The organism is Pseudomonadota bacterium (assembly GCA_027620075.1).
Taxonomy (GTDB): domain Bacteria; phylum Pseudomonadota; class Alphaproteobacteria; order Rickettsiales; family UBA6187; genus 1-14-0-20-39-49.
This window is the reverse complement of the sequence record JAQCEY010000007.1, coordinates 12,816-29,318: the sequence shown is the minus strand read 5'-3', so window position 1 is coordinate 29,318 and position 16,503 is coordinate 12,816. Positions and strand designations below refer to the sequence as shown.

Sequence of the window (16,503 nt, the reverse complement as noted above, 5' to 3'; positions counted from 1 at the left end):
TAAATTAGTTTTTACCTTCAAGTATAAATCTACCAGCAGAGAAGCTATCCGCATTAGCAAAGAAGAGTTTAAAACCGTTGATCGCAGCAAAGTCACTCTTGCCATAAAATCCAACTCCCTCATTCCATATAGTATTAGGATTACGTGGGCTAATAAGAGAAAATCTGAATGGTTTTTCTAATGTTATTGAGCTTGGCTCATAAAACTCAATTTCAATTATACCTGTCGCTGTATCTTCATGATGACCAATATCAATCAGGTTTGTGGATGTAGTTCCAGTAGGAGTAGTATTTGGCCCATTTGCAAATGATTCTTGTCTTATATAGGCATACTCATTGCCTGTTTCGTAAGATACGCCGCCATTTTTGGTAACTCTGAACTGAATATTCGAGCCAGAACCTCCAGCCCTCTCCATGCCATGCGCACGCATACGATATATTTTATATGTAGAGTTAATGGCAGTAGTAAAAGCAACTTCAGTGGTGTTTGAAGAAATAATTTGCTCTTCTATAAAGTTCCAAGTACCAACCGCTCCAGCTGCACCATCAGCCTCTTCGATTACACCCGTGCTATCATTGAATTTTAAAAACTTTCCAGGCGTGCCATCTGCAATTTTTCCAAGAGTGACGGTCTTGCTAAATAGCTTGGATGTCACAATAGAGTTATCCGGTACGATAATATCGGTTTCTTCAATAACGCCAGTGCTATCATTATATTTCAGTGATTTGCCAGGAGTGCCATCAGCTAACTTTTGCAAAGTAACGTTTTTGTTTATTAGCTTTAACGTGTTTATACTGTTATCTGCAACCGTTCCAACGATTGGATCACCTTCTTCAATAACACCTGTACTATCGTTGTATTTTAGGAATTTTCCAGCTGTGCCATCAGCCATTTTACCCAAGGTGACAGCTTTATCAGCAAGTTTTATGGTAATAATGCTGGCATCACCAACTGCTGCGACTGTTCCTAAATGACGAACCACTATCGCATTTGCATCAGTGATTGGTGGCGCATCATTAAATGTTAGGGTAGTTCCGGAAACATTATATATTGCTGGGTCTATGCTGATTCCACTCACTGTAATATCAAGTGCATTTGAATCTGCAGGGGATTGAGATAAGGTAAATGCTACTGTAGAGCCATCACCTGTAAATCTGTTAACAACAATACTGGTTGGTAATGTTCCGCCACCACCGCCTGTAGGAGCGGTGACTATCTCATAACCATCACCTGTAGCATTTACAGCAATAACTTTTCCTGCCTGACCTGTAAGCGAAACCGGTAAAGCTCCAAGGGCTGTGAGTATTGCCGTTGTTGGTAATGCGCTAATTTGTGCTGCCGGCAATGCCGCAAGCGCAGCTAAAATAGTTTCAGAAGGCAAAGCATTTATTTGAGCCACAGGCAATGTAGATAATGCTGCAAGTGCTGCCTCACTTGGAAGCGCAGCAATTTGATCAAGTTGTGCTTGTGGTAATCCGCCGGCAGCTTCACCGCCAGCTCCAAGAATATTCCTATTCTTAAAAAAGGCTACTGTTGGAACAGAATTGTCCAAAGGTGTTGTGTTATCTGATATTGCGACAAGCCCGGCCTTGGTAGAAGTAGCCGCATCAATATCTGATATGTCAGCACCTATTTGAGATACTTCATTGCTGATGTTACTTAATGTTTCTTCGAGTGTCGGCATTACAATACTCCTACATTTGTCAGATGATTTTGTACAATTATTCGGCTATTACGGATATTGGCTAACGCTTGCCCGGCAAAAGGTTTTAAAAGCGATAAATTATTATTTATTGTGGCATCAATAGTTACAGACCCTGGAGGGAAAGCAGCAAAGTGCAAAAGCAATTCCAAAGGAACGCGCTGGTTTGAAGGTTTCCACTGGATGGCATTGATATCTGCAGCCACTGCCAACAAAACGTCTGTCCCGTTATGGCTGGCTATAACTCCTATTTCATGAATAAAAAATTCTTCTACACCTTCAGCAAAAGCCGATACTTTATGAATATTATTTTCAATTTGCTGCGCTCCTAAAACCTGAGTTCTAATACGCTCATTATTGAGTGCTGTTGCATTTTCATCCGGCGTCCAGATGCCATCACCCAAAGCAATATGGGTAACTTGAACAGTTCCGCCGTTAGCTACAGCATCTGCGACAGCCGCCATTCCAACCAGGGTTGCTACTGTTTCCATTTATAAAATCTCCATATTTATGTTTACTCTGGCAATTACAGGAAGATAATTGAGCATTCCTATATCTGCGTTTGTAGTATTTGCGTAAGCTGTTACCTCAATATTTTCACCAGCCCTTGAGGTAACAAAAGAGTCATACCCAGTTCCAACAACTGAATTTGATCGGCTCAAATAAGGTACTATTTCATTACTATCACTTAGCCTTGCTACTACCAGCGGATTAAATTTGCCACCGGCATTTGAGCTTGAGCTGTTTGGGTAAGGTACAACTTCATTGGTGTCATTTATTCTTGTTGCTACTAAGGGGTCATATTTACCGCCAACACTTGAATCTGAACGATTCGTGTAAGGTATAATCTCGTTAATATCACTTACTCGTGCGTCCACAAAAGAATCAAATTTCCCTCCTGCTGTAGAGTTAGAACGATTTGGATATGGTACAATTTCATTCTTTTCATTTATGCGGCCGGTAGCATTTCCATCTGCAATAAGTCCAATATCCGATGGAATACGACTGCCAAACATCAATTCAAAATGCGCACGAACAGGTTTCGTTGCATTTACACCGCTTATTGTCTCTGCATGTGCTTTTGGCAAAAGCCGGGTAGTGCCATCTGTATTTCTATTATCATTAGACCATGCGGTTATAGAAAATGTATGCGGCGTTCCTCCATTTTCAAACCACTCAAAAAATTCGACATCTATTCCTGTTGCTGCAATTGCTTTTTTTACTGCTCCAACAGTTCCTTTTTTTCTGTGAACTTCTACCGAGCTAGCTATAACCAGTCGCTTTATTTCATCTGACCAATCATCTTCCCATGTATCAACTGATAATGCCCAGGCAAGGTAGGGAAGTATTTTTGCCGGAACAGATTCTGGGTTCCATAATGTTCCTACAGGGTTTTCGACTGCATCAATACGTTTTTTTCCGCCTAATTCCTCAATGTCTCTTTCAAGTTTGGAAGAATTAGGTGGTAAAATTGAATCAGCCATTAGTAACCGTTATGTCTATATTTGTATTCCATGCAGCTTCATTTGAAGCCGTTATAATTTGCATCGTTGGTGTAAGTAACTCTACTCTTCGAACTCCTGCAACATGCATTGCTGCATAAAGTCCCGACAAAGCAATATTGCGGTCAATTTTATGCTGTTCAGCCACATAGCCTTGCGTATTTGCAATAGCAAAGTCCTTCACCACCTGACTATCCGGCCCATCGAATACATGGATAATAGCCTGAATACCATATGTAACAATTTGGGCTGATTGCACAGTTACCAAATCAGTTAATGGTCTTACAAATTCATCAGTGAGGGCAGCTTCTACAATATCCAGTAACTCCTGACTGGCTTCACCCGTTCCTTCTTGCGATAATATTGTAACTACAACCTCTCCCGGATTAGGTGATTCCACCGATACATCTTTCACCCTTGGGTCAGCATTCAAGCTATGCGAAATATATGAACCAGCAGGGCCAGCAGTTGTTGCAGCTTCCAGTGATACCGCAACTCGTAATCTGAACCTCGTATCATCTTCTAATATTTCTATAACCGGTGGCCTGGTTTGTAGATTTTCTTCCTGAACTACTTGTCGTAAAAGTCCATAAAAAGCTGCCAGATTATCTAAATCCGTACCTTTTGCGTAAGGTAGCATCACCGATCTTGCTGCATCATTTACGCGTTGCCTGATTCCAAGCTCACGAAAGGCAAATGCTTCCAGCAGCTTGTTAACAGGATCACTTTCAATTCCACTGTCAAAGAGTTGTGCGATATCAGAGTTGCGCAAGCGCAAATCTTCTACTATCTCGCCAAGTATGGCCTCAAAGTTAAGCGTTTCTACTACGTCAGGTGCAGGCAGTTTCTCGAGATTAATAGAATCAAACTTCATATGATCACTCCTAGAGTGCTATTTCCAAATCAGATAATGTGACCTCAGAACCATCCAGTAAAAATACGCCTCTAAGCTCTAAAATCAGCTTACCGGGTTCAACCTCAATCAGCGTTGTTTTCTGTAATTTAAAACGTGGTTCCCATTTATCTAAACTTTCTGCAACTGCTGCATATATTTCTGTTTTCTGGTCTTCATTTGTCGGGCTATCAATTATTTCAAAAATCTTCGAGCCATAATCACGTCGCATAACACGACTACCAATCGGCGTAGTTAAAATATCCCGGATAGATTGCTTCAGGTGATTAATCTGTCCTAAGCCTTTACCTGTGTTGGCACTCATTCCATACATATTGCGTCCATAAAAAAACAGGTCAAAATAACCCGCTTAAAATCTGTTGTCTTAAAGGGTATTCCAATTTATTGTGAAGTTGTTACCAACCCCCAATAAAAGGAGTATCCTGTGAATAAATCTGAACTTATAGAAGCAATTGCCAAAGCAACCGACTCTACCAAAATTGATGCGGCAAAACATGTTGATGCATTTATCAGTGCCGTTACTGACAGCGTTAAAAATGGAAGCAAAGTAACTCTTCCTGGCTTTGCTACTTTTGAGAAAATAGCGCGGCCTGCAAGAGATGGACGCAATCCATCCACCGGCGAAACAATTAAAATTGCAGCTAAAAATGTTGTAAAAATCAAAGCAGGAAAAACTCTGCAAGATGCAGTTAATTAATTTGCAAAAACATTTGGGCTTCCCTCGAAAACGGTTGACCCACAATCTACCGGATCGCCAACTCTGCCTAACGGTTTTCCGTTAACAAAGACAGTTGGTGATCCAGCCGCTAATTTTCCATCGTGACAAACAGGGCCGCAACAATGCGTACCCCAAGCGTCATCCTGCCTATGCGCTGGTTTGCCATTTATAAAAACGTCAGGGCTTCCTTCAGTGGATGGCCGTGCCGGAAAACAGCCATGACCGCTTCCTGCGTCACCTTTTCGTGTGGCTGCTGGCATAATAATATCCTGAGTTTAAAAACTAGAATTAGGCTGGGTCAAAAATTTCAATTCTTCATCAGTAGATTTACGCCCTAGGATTTCATTGCGGTGAGGAAACCGAGAAAAACGTAATATAATTTCCTTGTGCTTCAATGCATAATCTACACTTTGCTGATCTTTAATTCTGTTAAAAAGAGCAACACAAGTGCGTTGATCTCTAATATCCTCACTATGCATAAATGGCATATAAAGAAATTTTCTTTGTTCATTAGTTAGTTTTTTATCATAATTTTTCTTGATAGCATCATTTGCAGCCTTTAGTGCAATATTATCGGCAGCGAATGCTTCCTTCTTATCACGGAATATATTTCTTGGAAATTGATCAAGAGTAATAACAAGTGCTAACAGGCCTTCTGGCGAACCTTCAAATGCATTTTCTTTATCAAGTTTTGCTTTTTTATAGGTTGCAAGAAACAGTTTTTTGATTTCATTATCAAATGATTCATCCTTAATAAACCACTTATCTCGAGCATTATCTGAAAACCAAAAATTTAATATTTCCTGTGTTGTTGCTATATTCATATTTTTATCTGTTAATTTAAATCAATCCTCGGAGTTGATAATTTAATATTTGAATCTGTAATCAATATCGAAGAGCCACCATTTTTAAGCTCTATATTAGTATTTGTCATTGTTATTGTCGATGCGCCTATTATTATTTCGACCTTACCATCTTTGTTTACATCTACCGTCAATACGTGAGTATCGCGATTATACCTGGTGATAGTACCATCTTTATAAACTGTTTTGCTTACATCATCATTATCATCAATTGCAGGATGTGCATTTTGATAAATAGCCGATAATATTACAGCCTGTTTTAATTCCCCTGAAGGAGCTAAAACCATAACTTGTTCGCCAATTTCAGGCGACCACCACGTGGTATCATTGCTAGCTCGCATGGTTAACCAGGGAAGCCAATCAGTAGTAATATCTCCAATTTTTACTTTTAGTTTTGCATTTGGATAATCAGCCTCTAAAACAGTTCCAACCTGAATCAGATTGGAAAGTCGTCTGTCTAATTCTGTTACTTCAAAACCCTGCATCATGGCAATCCTAAAGGTGGATGTGTTGGTATCTCAAAATAGTCATCCTCATGTGGGACTCCTACCTTTGGCACGTAGCCAAGTAAAATTTCAGTAGGCACAATACCAGTACCATCCCACACAGACAGCCCAATATCAAATTCTTGTTCCCATTCAACAATCCACACATCATAAGCATCAAGCTCTGGACTAAAACTATCCGGCCCGATAGATACCAACCTTGAAAGCCTAGTCTTCATACCAAAGTTTTTGTTATGAATAATTTTGGCAACCTCGACCGCAAGCTCTCTTACTTTCATCAAACCATTATCAGCAGAATTTACAATTACCCTTGCTTCAAACCTTGCCACAAGTGCGACCTGTTCAGTTCCGGGATTATCACCAGGCTCTAGTGATGAAAGGTCAACAAAAACAGCAGGAACGCTAACCGCAGTTTGCAACTTTGGATATGCACCGGATGTCTGAATTCCAGCAATACTAGTTGTTATCTCAGCAAGTATTGCCGAGTGCAAATCTTCAATAAAGGACATGTTTTTCTGTTAATTATGGCTTTTGGGAGTAAACTTCATCAAAAGTAGAGTTACTGATAAGCCATTGTTTTGTATCCTCGCACATCCATCCAAGCGTTTCTAATAAGGTAGAATGCATTTCTGGAAGGTTACGATTATAAACAGGCTCATGATGTGCTATACGATTACGTAAGTCTTTTATTACTGATAATTTCTTGGCTGCCGCACTTCGTGTAAAAGGCTTTGGTGCATTTGGAAAAGCATTATAAATACACGGCCTCCATAATTTTGTTTCATAATGTCGCCAAAGTAACCCTACCCAAAATCCCATACTTAATGTTGCAACTATATCATCAGTGTTTAATTCTTTCTTTTTACTCAAAAAACGCTTTTTTACTTCTTCAATTTTTGAGATGTCTTTTTCAAGAAGGTTATCTTTAATGTCATCATACCAATGACTTCCATAAACTTCAGAAAGTTTATCATGAAAATTATTCCGCAGAGAGACCTCTAATATATGAATAGGCGTATACAAAGATTCGCACAAACGACAATTCCATAAATATAGCTCCAGAGCTTTGTCAGCATCACCATCGGTATCCAACAAATAGGTCGCAAAACGAGGTTCTGATATTGATTTCTGGATATTTTTAGTATTCATTTGATTTGACACTTAGCCTTTTATTCTGGTATAATATAGTTGTTGACCCCGGGTAAGCCTCTTAACAATGCTTCCGGGGCTTTTTTTATACCATAAACACCTATCTTTGCACCAAAAACTTCAATTCACGCCTGAATATAGTTTCAAACCGCTCCTTAACCCCGTTATCAAGAAAACTTTCGATAATATCTGAGCTTTCCGGCTCTAAAGGTATGCTTAATTCGCGAATAGGCAGACGTGTTTTGCGTTTTCTTTTATAAATACCTGTATGTCCACTGGGCATTGTAGCTATAAATGCACCTGGAAAATTATATTGCTTTACCTTTGCACCGGTTCTGGTTTGCCTTGGTTTCCCAACCTTTGTAGCTGTTACGCCGCCAAGGCTAGCAAGAACATGTGATTTTAATTGGCTTCGACTAGCTTTTAATACTCGTAAACGCTGCCTTATAATTTTCTGAGTAATCCGCTTATTCTTACTGATTTTACGAGTGGCCTGCGTCCGAAGCCATAAAGCCGTTTTGTTCAGTGACCGCATGGATGCAATCAAAGCATGTTTTTCAGTAGCTTTCATATCAGCAATAATAGCACTGATATTGTCAACGCCGTTTATATCGACTGAAAATAAGTTACTCATGGTATCACCAGCCCTTCAACATCCCAGCTTTTTCTGTCTAAATTACGTAAGGGCAGCCCTATAATCTGATATATAGTGCCATCTATGTTAATGGTGTCATCGGCTATAGGGTTTGCCACGTCTTGTATCAAAATTTCAAACTTGGCTTTTTCACCAACCATGTTTACATCACCAGTCTCATATTCAACATCGGATGCAAATTTTAAAACTCTGATATTAATAGGAGACAATCCCTGACCGGTATAGACAGCATCAACACCCAAATGGATAAGCATATCATCCATTGCCCTTGCTATAATTTCTCTACTCATAATTTAAGTATTTGTAAGTTTTACAAGTACGCCCGGACGGTGGCACATAGGCAGGGGATTTGACTGAGTATGAATGTCAGTGCCTCTTTCAAATTTACGTGATTCCTGTTTTACATAAATCGGCCTGCCAAGTGTATTAACCGTTTCGTTAAAGTCGGCAGGAGAAAAATACGTCTTGAAGGTTTCCATTGTTCCCATTGGAAATGCATGGCCTTCATTTGCAGCAATAAAGCGTCTGATATTACCATCGCCATCGCTGGCTTCACCCAGATATTCTCTGAAAGTTAATCCACCAAATGTAAAGCCATCACGTAAATCCTCACGTAACGCTCTACCTTCCTGCCAGCGCTCATACGCCACTTTTACTTTATCGTGAGAAGTAAGGGCATCAAAGAATTCCGGAGAAACAAGAACGCTAACATTGATCATAACTTCACCAAGAAGGTTCTTTTCAATATGGCGTTTTACTTCCAAACATTTCTTTTTTACGTCCGTTGTAGGAGTTCCCAGCGCAAAATTGACAGATTTTGGCGTAATTTCAAATTCACTAAACAAGTCAAGTAAAGTTGAACCGTCAGCATCTAGAATCACGCCTTTTAATGCGCCCATACGCAGATGTTCGAGGGTAATTGCGTGTTTATTACGCATTGATTGCAAATGCTCTGTTATAATATCAGAAAGTGCCTGTAATTGACTTTCTGATCCAAAGGATCTGACACCTTGCACCTCTTCAGGTAATACCACATCATCATGCGGAATATGTGGAACGCTAAAGCTACGCAATTTTCTTTTTCCACGTTTGCCAACAGTTCCGGGACTACCCGGAGATTGAGTAGGCAACAGATTCAAAACACCATTATTTTCTTCAATAGCTATTTGACGTGTTCTTACAGGCTTGGGTCTAAATAGCCCGATCTGGCCAACAAGACCGTAATTATTAGGTAAAATATTAATGGCAGCGGTTAATTCAGTCATTGAAAAAGCCGCATCATCAAATGGATTGTTCATAGGCATGGTAAAATCTCCAAATTTGTGAATAGGTTTAAAGGGGCTATAGAAAAATCAACAATTAGATATCTTTTCTAATAATGATTCCCAGGGCTCTTAACTCCTCGATAGCACTTTTGAGCTGGTTTGCTGAAATGCCGGAAGGCCAAATTACAGAATCCTCAGCGACAAGAGCATGACGAGCTATGATCCATGTTTTTACAGTGGCGGTGGACGTATCCACTTCTTCTGTCACAATGCCATAAGCATTACCTTGGCCGCTTCCTGCTCCGGGATTTAACTCAACAATTTCGTCGGTGGCATTATGCAAAGCTACTACAGAGCCGGCAACTAAAGTCTGTCCGGTTTCAACTATAACCTCATCTCTTGAATAAAGATTTGGTGCTTCATATTTTAAAAGATCACCAAGGCGATCCTGTTCGGTTAATGCGGGCATGGTTTTCCTCATTTATTAGTGGTTATAATTTAGAATGAAGGGGGAAATAATTTACTTGGCTTCTGCAGCTTTTGCTTTAGCAGCGGCAACTACAGGACTTTCCTTTGGTTTTCCTGTTTCCAACGGAACTACGGATGAACTGATTTCAGTTTCTCCACTAGTGGATTCAGCGCTAAGGGATTTTCCATACTGATTTTGTGCAACAAGCATCTGCATCAATTCATCTTTTGCAGCTTGTACTCCAACATTGCGTTCAACCAGATCAGCCAGCATTGAGGGCATTTGTGCAGCCGTGCATGTCTTCGCCAGTTCCAGAATTTCTGTACGATATGCAGCACGTCCTTTGGCTGCCGCTTCTTTTGTAATGGTGTCTATATCAATAATTGGGTCTGAGGCCGGTATTTCTGCATTTGCAGTAACTGCATCAGTTTGGGATTTTAGTTCCACTTTTTCTGCAATTGATTCTTTCTCAAGTGTAGGTGCGTTTTTGGTCATGGTTTTACTCATTAATTTAGGTTGAAATTTATGGGTCATCAGTTCTAGGACTTGTGGCATTGTTAAAATGTCATCTGCTAGCCCCATGCTTATTCCATCTGATCCAAAGAATAGACCTGCCTCAGTATTTCTTACATTGGCAGACGTTATTTTCCGATTACGTGAAACTAGCCCGATAAACATTTCATAAAGGCGGTTAACTTCGTCCTGTAGGACTTTGGCGGCATCCGTGGTTAAAGACTCGTGGGGATTAAGATCATTTTTGCGATCCCCTGCAAAAATGGTGGTAACTTTTATACCTTGCTTTTCATCAAATGATGACTGATCAACATGAGTAGCAAGTACTCCAATACTGCCAATACCACCCGTTCTGCTGACAAATATTTTGCTCGCAGATGACGCTATTGCATAAGCTGCAGAAAATGCTTCCTCATTGGCAACTGCCCATATTGGCTTTTTAGTTCTTGCTGTAAAGATTTCATCAGCAAAATCAAACAACCCTGCAACTTCACCACCTGGACTATCAACATCCAGCAATATTGCGTTTACCTCTGAATTATCCAGCGCCTGACCCAGTAATTCAGATAATAATTCGTAGCTGGTAAAGCCAAAAAATGCATCGAAGATCCCCGATCTTTTACTAAGCGGACCATGTACAGGAATAATAGCAACGCCATTTATAAGCTCAAATGGCTTGGGATTATTATTACCACCAAAGTCAAACGCTTTGATATCTGCCATCGGCTCATTTGATTTTGACAGCAAATAGTCAAATGCTTTTCTCTCAAGCATCATAGGACGCCCACTAATGGGGTGACCTGAGATCAGGCCGTATAAAGGCTGTGATTTATCCATGTGATTTTCTCAAATATTAGTTTTTAGATGTAAGGTTAGGCTTCTTCGTCTTCATCAATGTCTTCAGGAACTTTTGATTCCTTCACTAATCGAGGGTCAGTGTTGTAAACCAAACCAAGCTCATCGGCGCGAGCGTTATCTGCTGCAATCTCACGATCGATTTCCTCCGAATCACCACCAAGCTTAGATACCGCCTCAGATCTACTTCTAAATCCGCTTTTTACCGCTAATTCCTGTGCTTTTTGATCTTTTAACGGATCTACCCATTCGAACCCTTGCGGAATCCATTTCACTCTTTGATGCTTTTTTTTATCATCGGGCAAGTCAATTGCCCCTGATAAAACCGCAAGCTGCAGCCATTTCTTCCAAACAGGACGACATAGCTGAAATATTATAACATGTCGCTGCAACATTTCACATCTGCGCCTGAACTCAATAAGTCCGGCTCTGATAGATGAAAAATTTACCTGCGTAAGATCGCCGGTTAATTGTTCATAAGTAATCCCCATACCCATTGCTACAAAACGTAACTGCTGACGCATAAACGGTTCATAGCTACCGCCAACATCTGATGGCTGAGAAAATTTTATATCCTCACCAGGCTCTAAAAGCTGAACAGTACCAGGCTCAAGATCAGCAATAGATAAGCCATCGCTATCTGCTTCGCCTTCACCCATCATATTAGATTCAGGATCAAGCCGTGTAATAAATGCAGCAAATAACGCTGCTGTTTTTTTACGTACCAACTCAGCATCATCATATTGATCAAGCTCGTACAGCTTCAGTAAAACTCTGCTGAGCCATGGAACACCTCGTATCTGCCCAATCCGCAATGGTTTATAAATATGCAATATTTCCGATGCGGCAATACGGATAGAATCATTAACACCTGTTGCTGAATCTTCCCCGGGATGCGTTGGAAATAAATGGTAAGCAACACGCTTGCCATGTTTATTAAACTCAATCCCTGAACGAACGATATTGCCGTTTGACAATACTTCGTTCTTTGAACTGTCTAAATGCTCCGATTCTAATGCCTGCAATTGTAGAGGAACACTTAAGTCTTCTCTTGGATTTGCTATTTTGAATCTTACGAAGCATTCGCCCCCTTCCAAAATTGATGCGCATATTAAAGCCTGCAATCCATAAAAATCATTAACACCGTAAAAATCTGCTTCATCCTTCCAATCTAGCCATAATTCTTGCACCTCTTCTTTAAAGGCAGAGTCGGTGGATCGTGACTGCGGCTTAATACCAGTACCAATGCAATTTGACACAATCGTATCTATAGCGCTAAACGCTACAGGGTTATTAAGCACAATTTTGCGTGAACGCCTGCGTAAAATATCCAGCGACCCAAGCAATAAGCTATTGATTGATTCACTGCTGGCCTGCCAGTTTTTTAGACGCACAGCTTGTCCGGCACCATCCCAAGCATTCATTATAATATGACGAATCCTACTGGTTGGGGGTGCTTTTAAATTATGTCTAGGCTTTTTTGTTTTTTTAGAAAACAAGCCCATTACAAAACCCCTTTGTTAGAAATAATCTGTATTCTACGTTTATGTTTTTGCCCTGCAATTTTCACTACAGTTTTTATTTGATTGCGAAGTGCGAGTAACTCGTCTAATTCCACTCCGGCATATTTTACTACATGGCCGTCATGTGCTACCTGAACAACGCGCTCACCATTTTGTAATTTCGTTATTGCATCCTGTACTGCCTGTAAATCTGTCTCTGTATAAGTCATACCTTACCCCATAAAACCGCTTCTGGATTTACGTTTTCGTGATTTGTTTGCCAAATAATTGGAGCTTCTTTTCTGTGATGCGGGTTGTTCCATAATCGGTGCTTCTATTGTTTCACCACTAGTGGGTTTTAAACCAATATTGCCAATTATTTTCTGCCATTTCTGTTCCGACCAATGCTCAACACCCAGTGCAATAGCTGCAGACCGTGCATATACTCTACAATCCAATGCCTCGTTGCGGTCACGAACTTTCTGCCATTCACGCTTCGGATAGCCTTTAACCATTCTTGTTACAAGCTGTTCAGCTGTCAGCTGCTTAAAGAATTCAGGGTTATATTTTGGAAAATGACAATATCCGTTTGGATATGTTTCATCTTCGTTGCGAGTCAATTTCAGCCAATGGTAAAATTCCGATTTTAAAATCGAAACGCCAACAGGCCACATACGCAATCCTCTGCGCAGTTTTTTACCACGGCAAGTAACATCAACTTTTGTCGGACTACCAAGAGGTGCTACGCTACGAGACACGCCCTTTATCGCCATAACCCGTGATGCCGGTTGTTTGCGCACCCAATTATAAACTTCCTGTGTGGCATAGCCTGAATCGATAGCAAGCATCATTATAGGCAACCCCACTCGTGGGAGATCAACGCCACTTGCATGTATAAATGTTTCCTGTAAAAGATCCGATAATTGTTTCCACAATTCAGGTCTCGCAGGATCACCATAAAATATCCTATACTCTACAGACCAACTCTGCTTATCTTGACCCCAAGCAACAATTTCAACTTCTATACGATCTTTTTGTACATCAGCGCCAGCAGTAAGAAGCAAACCACCTGTCGGAACTTCACCAATTTTATAATCTTCTGCACGTTCGCTGAGCCGCTCCCAATCAGGGGCTTCACCTTTATCAACCCATGTTTCACCAAGTACGGTATTGACCCATACTTTTAGAAGTTCATCATTTTTCTTGGCTACTAAAAAACTAGATACCGCATCTTCCCAAGCAAACCAGCCGACAGGAGAGTATAGGCTTGATAAATGGAAGCCTGCAAATTTAGTTATTTCAGGATTTCTTGCTCGCCACTCACCACGTTCTAACATCCATGTTTTTTGGTGGTTTTTAATTCCGTAACCACAATGCTCACATTCATATCGTGTGGTTTTAGGATCATCATTATCGTATTTTATTTGTATCCATTTTAGTATCTGAGGTTCTTTGCACGTCGGACATGGAATCCAAAAAAACCTCTGATCTGAATTATCAAAATCCCTTTCAATTCGGCTTAAGCCTTGGATAGTAGGAGTAGATACTTTTAAAATTTTGCGTCTTGCAAATGTGCTGGTGCGCCGTATTGCTAGCGATATTGGATCACCTTCACCATTTACATCTAAAGGATAAGCATCCTCCTCATCTAAAAACAAATAGCGTACAGGCATAGAACGCAAGCCCACAGCGCTATTTGCACCGGTGATTACAACAATTCCACCGGGGAATTCTTTGCTTTGAACGGTATTACCGGAATCCCTTGATCTTGGGTCTTTTACTTTTCCATCCAGGCATGGTGTATCGCTAATAAGTGGAGCAAGTCGCCCTTTGCTCCAGCGTTTTGCCATCTCTACTGTTGGCTGAACCACTAACATTGGCCCCGGAGCCTGATCAATTACAAAACCAACCCAATTATTCCCCGCCTCAGTGCCGCCAATTTGTGCGCCTTTCATAAATATCACCTCTTCAACATCTGAAGAAGGTGACAGGCAATCCATCAATTCCTTTAAATATGGCGTGCGCGACGTTCTAAATCTTCCAGGTTCACTGGAGGATATTTGTGATAATACTCTATACTTATCTGCCCACTGTGATACCAACAACAATGGATCGGGACGCAGTCCTGCATTGAAGTTCTCATTGTAAATCAGAGCAACATCATTCATTTGATAATGCCTCCAAAACCATGCGAGTTTCTTTCATTATCGTTTCATGGTTTTTCTTCTCGTCATTACATGCTGTTACAACCGATGCTAAACGGTCAGCAAAATTAAGAATTCCATCACGAACAACTCTTGCTTTATTAAATGCCGCAACCCTTACTTCTTCTGCATCAAGCAGCTCTCCAAGCTCAGATTGTACTTTTGATTGCAGTAACTTACCTTTTTCAATTTCATTTTTGATACGTGTTCTGAGTAATATTTCAGAAAGGTCAGTATTATCAATCTTACTTTTAGGAGCATTGGTAACTGTTGCTTGTTGCTGTTCACTCACACGTTTTTGCGTATGGGCAGGATTACGCATAGCCTCTAACGCCTTATCCGCTTGGACAGGGTTTATTTTTCCGTCATAATTTCTTACAGTTCCGTTTTTTACTAACTGGCTGGCATATTGTCGTGAAAAACCGGAGCGTTTTGCCCACTGGGATTGTGTAATTAGTTCCATTTAGCAATACCAAATCCAATTAGTTCAGGAATAAATGGAACAACAGCATTACCAAGAGCAACCAGCCTTTGTTTTCGCGTTCCGCCAGTAGTCCAACCAATAGGAAAACCCATCAGCCACTCTACCCAATCAGGATTTAATCTTCCGTCTTTAAGTCTTGGAACTGTGTCTGGTTCAGTTCCCCATTGTTCAATTCCTCTGCTGCGACAGAACAAGCCAATCTCTTCTTGTGTGAGTATTTGGCAAGTTTCTTCAAATTGCCTGTATCCTTGTAATCCCTGGCCGTTGGTGTAGGCCATTTTTTCATTCTCGCCGGCGTTATGCTGCCCTCTATCATTGCTTCGGCTTCTTCCACCGTCAGTTCTTTTGCATCCACCTTTTTGCGAAGCTTTGTTATCTGTCCTTCCGATGCCCATCGTCCTTGTGCTGTCGGAGTTGGCCAGAATTGTTTTGCTATTTTGTAATTCTGTTGGTTTTGTTTCTTTTTCAGGTCTTGTTTTGTGTAAGGAAAGTCCTTCTCCTGTAGCAATGTTTCTGCCAGAGATGGAGTCCGCAGAACATTCCTGCCATCCTTTCGGATCATTTTCTTCGGTGGACGTGCCTTTGTTATTGTTGCATCCCGCGCTGTTGGAGTCGGAAATATTTTTACTGCCGATTCCAGACATGGCGTGTGTCGTCTTCTCTCTGCAGGGCAATCCGATGTTGCTCTTGCTGTTGGGGTAGGCCACGATCCATATGCGATCCCGTCTGTGAGGAGCGCCAACGGAGGCAGCCGGTATGCAATGCCACTGTGCATCATACCCGATCTGCCATAGATCTTGCAGGACGGTGATAAGTCCACGACTTCGAAGGTTTGCCACGTTTTCGATAATTGCGTAATCTGGGCGAAGTTCATCTATTAGCCTCTTGAATTCTTTCCACAGCCCTGATCTATTACCGTCTATGCCGGCTTGTTTTCCTGCGCATGAAATATCCTGGCAAGGAAAACCACCGGCTATAATATTTATTTCTGCTATCCCACTTTTAAGTAAAGTATCACTATTCAAAATACGGATATCAGTAAACACTCTGGTATGCGGCCAATGTTTATTTAATATATCTTGCGCAAATGGTTCAATTTCACAAAACGCTACTGTCTCCATTCCTGCATTTTCTAAACCAATGCTAAAGCCTCCAATGCCAGAAAAAATATCCAGCACTTTTAAAGGCTTTTTCATCCGCACA

The 16,503-nt window shown here is 40.8% G+C and carries 21 protein-coding genes; 1 reads left to right on the top strand and 20 read right to left on the bottom strand.

From position 1 onward, the window contains the following. Window positions 1-4: 4 nt before the first annotated feature. Genes O2942_09205 through O2942_09185 form a run of 5 tightly spaced genes read right to left on the bottom strand, consistent with a single transcriptional unit; the run spans window position 5 to window position 4,430 of the window. Window positions 5-1,684 carry a hypothetical protein gene (locus tag O2942_09205; protein ID MDA0782424.1) on the bottom strand — a complete coding sequence of 560 codons (1,680 nt, stop codon included), beginning with the start codon at window positions 1,682-1,684 and terminating at the stop codon, window positions 5-7. Then, window positions 1,684-2,193 (bottom strand): phage tail protein, encoded by a 510-nt coding sequence (locus O2942_09200; GenBank protein ID MDA0782423.1) that lies wholly within the window; start codon window positions 2,191-2,193, stop codon window positions 1,684-1,686. The genes O2942_09205 and O2942_09200 overlap by 1 nt, the downstream gene beginning before the upstream one ends. Further along, on the bottom strand, window positions 2,194-3,186 hold the full coding sequence (locus O2942_09195) for a phage tail protein I (GenBank protein MDA0782422.1): 993 nt from the start codon (window positions 3,184-3,186) through the stop codon (window positions 2,194-2,196). After that, window positions 3,179-4,078: a baseplate J/gp47 family protein gene (locus tag O2942_09190; protein MDA0782421.1), complete on the bottom strand. Its 900-nt coding sequence runs from the start codon at window positions 4,076-4,078 to the stop codon at window positions 3,179-3,181. Before O2942_09190 ends, O2942_09195 begins: the two co-directional genes overlap by 8 nt. Window positions 4,079-4,088: 10 nt before the next feature. Continuing rightward, a complete protein-coding gene (locus O2942_09185) occupies window positions 4,089-4,430 on the bottom strand; it encodes a GPW/gp25 family protein (GenBank protein ID MDA0782420.1) in 342 nt (113 codons plus the stop codon). 111 nt (window positions 4,431-4,541) lie between these two features. On the opposite strand from O2942_09185, the gene O2942_09180 reads away from it, so the two are divergent. Next, window positions 4,542-4,814, top strand: a complete 273-nt coding sequence (locus O2942_09180) for an HU family DNA-binding protein (GenBank protein MDA0782419.1) — start codon at window positions 4,542-4,544, stop codon at window positions 4,812-4,814. Here O2942_09180 and O2942_09175 read toward each other — a convergent pair. From O2942_09175 to O2942_09105, 15 genes are all read right to left on the bottom strand, one after another. Continuing rightward, entirely contained in the window at window positions 4,811-5,095 is a 285-nt protein-coding gene (locus tag O2942_09175; protein ID MDA0782418.1) for a PAAR domain-containing protein, read from the bottom strand. The two genes, O2942_09180 and O2942_09175, sit on opposite strands and share 4 nt — an antisense overlap. A gap of 15 nt (window positions 5,096-5,110) precedes the next feature. Next, window positions 5,111-5,659, bottom strand: coding sequence for a DUF924 domain-containing protein (locus tag O2942_09170; protein ID MDA0782417.1), 549 nt, complete (start codon window positions 5,657-5,659; stop codon window positions 5,111-5,113). An 11-nt stretch (window positions 5,660-5,670) separates the two neighbouring features. Then, complete coding sequence (locus tag O2942_09165; protein MDA0782416.1) at window positions 5,671-6,186, bottom strand: phage baseplate assembly protein V; 516 nt, start codon at window positions 6,184-6,186, stop codon at window positions 5,671-5,673. Next, complete coding sequence (locus tag O2942_09160) at window positions 6,183-6,713, bottom strand: hypothetical protein (protein MDA0782415.1); 531 nt, start codon at window positions 6,711-6,713, stop codon at window positions 6,183-6,185. The genes O2942_09165 and O2942_09160 overlap by 4 nt, the downstream gene beginning before the upstream one ends. Window positions 6,714-6,726: 13 nt before the next feature. Then, entirely contained in the window at window positions 6,727-7,353 is a 627-nt protein-coding gene (locus O2942_09155; protein MDA0782414.1) for an Abi family protein, read from the bottom strand. A 100-nt stretch (window positions 7,354-7,453) separates the two neighbouring features. After that, the gene (locus O2942_09150; protein ID MDA0782413.1) at window positions 7,454-7,987 is read right to left on the bottom strand and encodes a phage tail protein; all 534 of its coding nucleotides are present in this window, start codon (window positions 7,985-7,987) and stop codon (window positions 7,454-7,456) included. Then, window positions 7,984-8,298: a hypothetical protein gene (locus tag O2942_09145; GenBank protein ID MDA0782412.1), complete on the bottom strand. Its 315-nt coding sequence runs from the start codon at window positions 8,296-8,298 to the stop codon at window positions 7,984-7,986. Before O2942_09145 ends, O2942_09150 begins: the two co-directional genes overlap by 4 nt. A gap of 3 nt (window positions 8,299-8,301) precedes the next feature. Further along, complete coding sequence (locus O2942_09140; protein ID MDA0782411.1) at window positions 8,302-9,306, bottom strand: major capsid protein; 1,005 nt, start codon at window positions 9,304-9,306, stop codon at window positions 8,302-8,304. 61 nt (window positions 9,307-9,367) lie between these two features. After that, window positions 9,368-9,742 carry a head decoration protein gene (locus O2942_09135; GenBank protein MDA0782410.1) on the bottom strand — a complete coding sequence of 125 codons (375 nt, stop codon included), beginning with the start codon at window positions 9,740-9,742 and terminating at the stop codon, window positions 9,368-9,370. 51 nt (window positions 9,743-9,793) lie between these two features. Further along, the gene (locus O2942_09130) at window positions 9,794-11,092 is read right to left on the bottom strand and encodes a S49 family peptidase (GenBank protein MDA0782409.1); all 1,299 of its coding nucleotides are present in this window, start codon (window positions 11,090-11,092) and stop codon (window positions 9,794-9,796) included. A gap of 35 nt (window positions 11,093-11,127) precedes the next feature. Next, window positions 11,128-12,534, bottom strand: a complete 1,407-nt coding sequence (locus tag O2942_09125) for a phage portal protein (GenBank protein MDA0782408.1) — start codon at window positions 12,532-12,534, stop codon at window positions 11,128-11,130. An 80-nt stretch (window positions 12,535-12,614) separates the two neighbouring features. After that, window positions 12,615-12,842: a gpW family head-tail joining protein gene (gene gpW, locus O2942_09120; GenBank protein ID MDA0782407.1), complete on the bottom strand. Its 228-nt coding sequence runs from the start codon at window positions 12,840-12,842 to the stop codon at window positions 12,615-12,617. A gap of 3 nt (window positions 12,843-12,845) precedes the next feature. Beyond that, complete coding sequence (locus O2942_09115) at window positions 12,846-14,765, bottom strand: phage terminase large subunit family protein (GenBank protein MDA0782406.1); 1,920 nt, start codon at window positions 14,763-14,765, stop codon at window positions 12,846-12,848. A 7-nt stretch (window positions 14,766-14,772) separates the two neighbouring features. Further along, a complete protein-coding gene (locus O2942_09110; GenBank protein MDA0782405.1) occupies window positions 14,773-15,279 on the bottom strand; it encodes a hypothetical protein in 507 nt (168 codons plus the stop codon). Further along, entirely contained in the window at window positions 15,270-16,496 is a 1,227-nt protein-coding gene (locus O2942_09105) for a DNA cytosine methyltransferase (protein ID MDA0782404.1), read from the bottom strand. The genes O2942_09110 and O2942_09105 overlap by 10 nt, the downstream gene beginning before the upstream one ends. Between the last annotated feature and the right edge of the window lie 7 nt (window positions 16,497-16,503).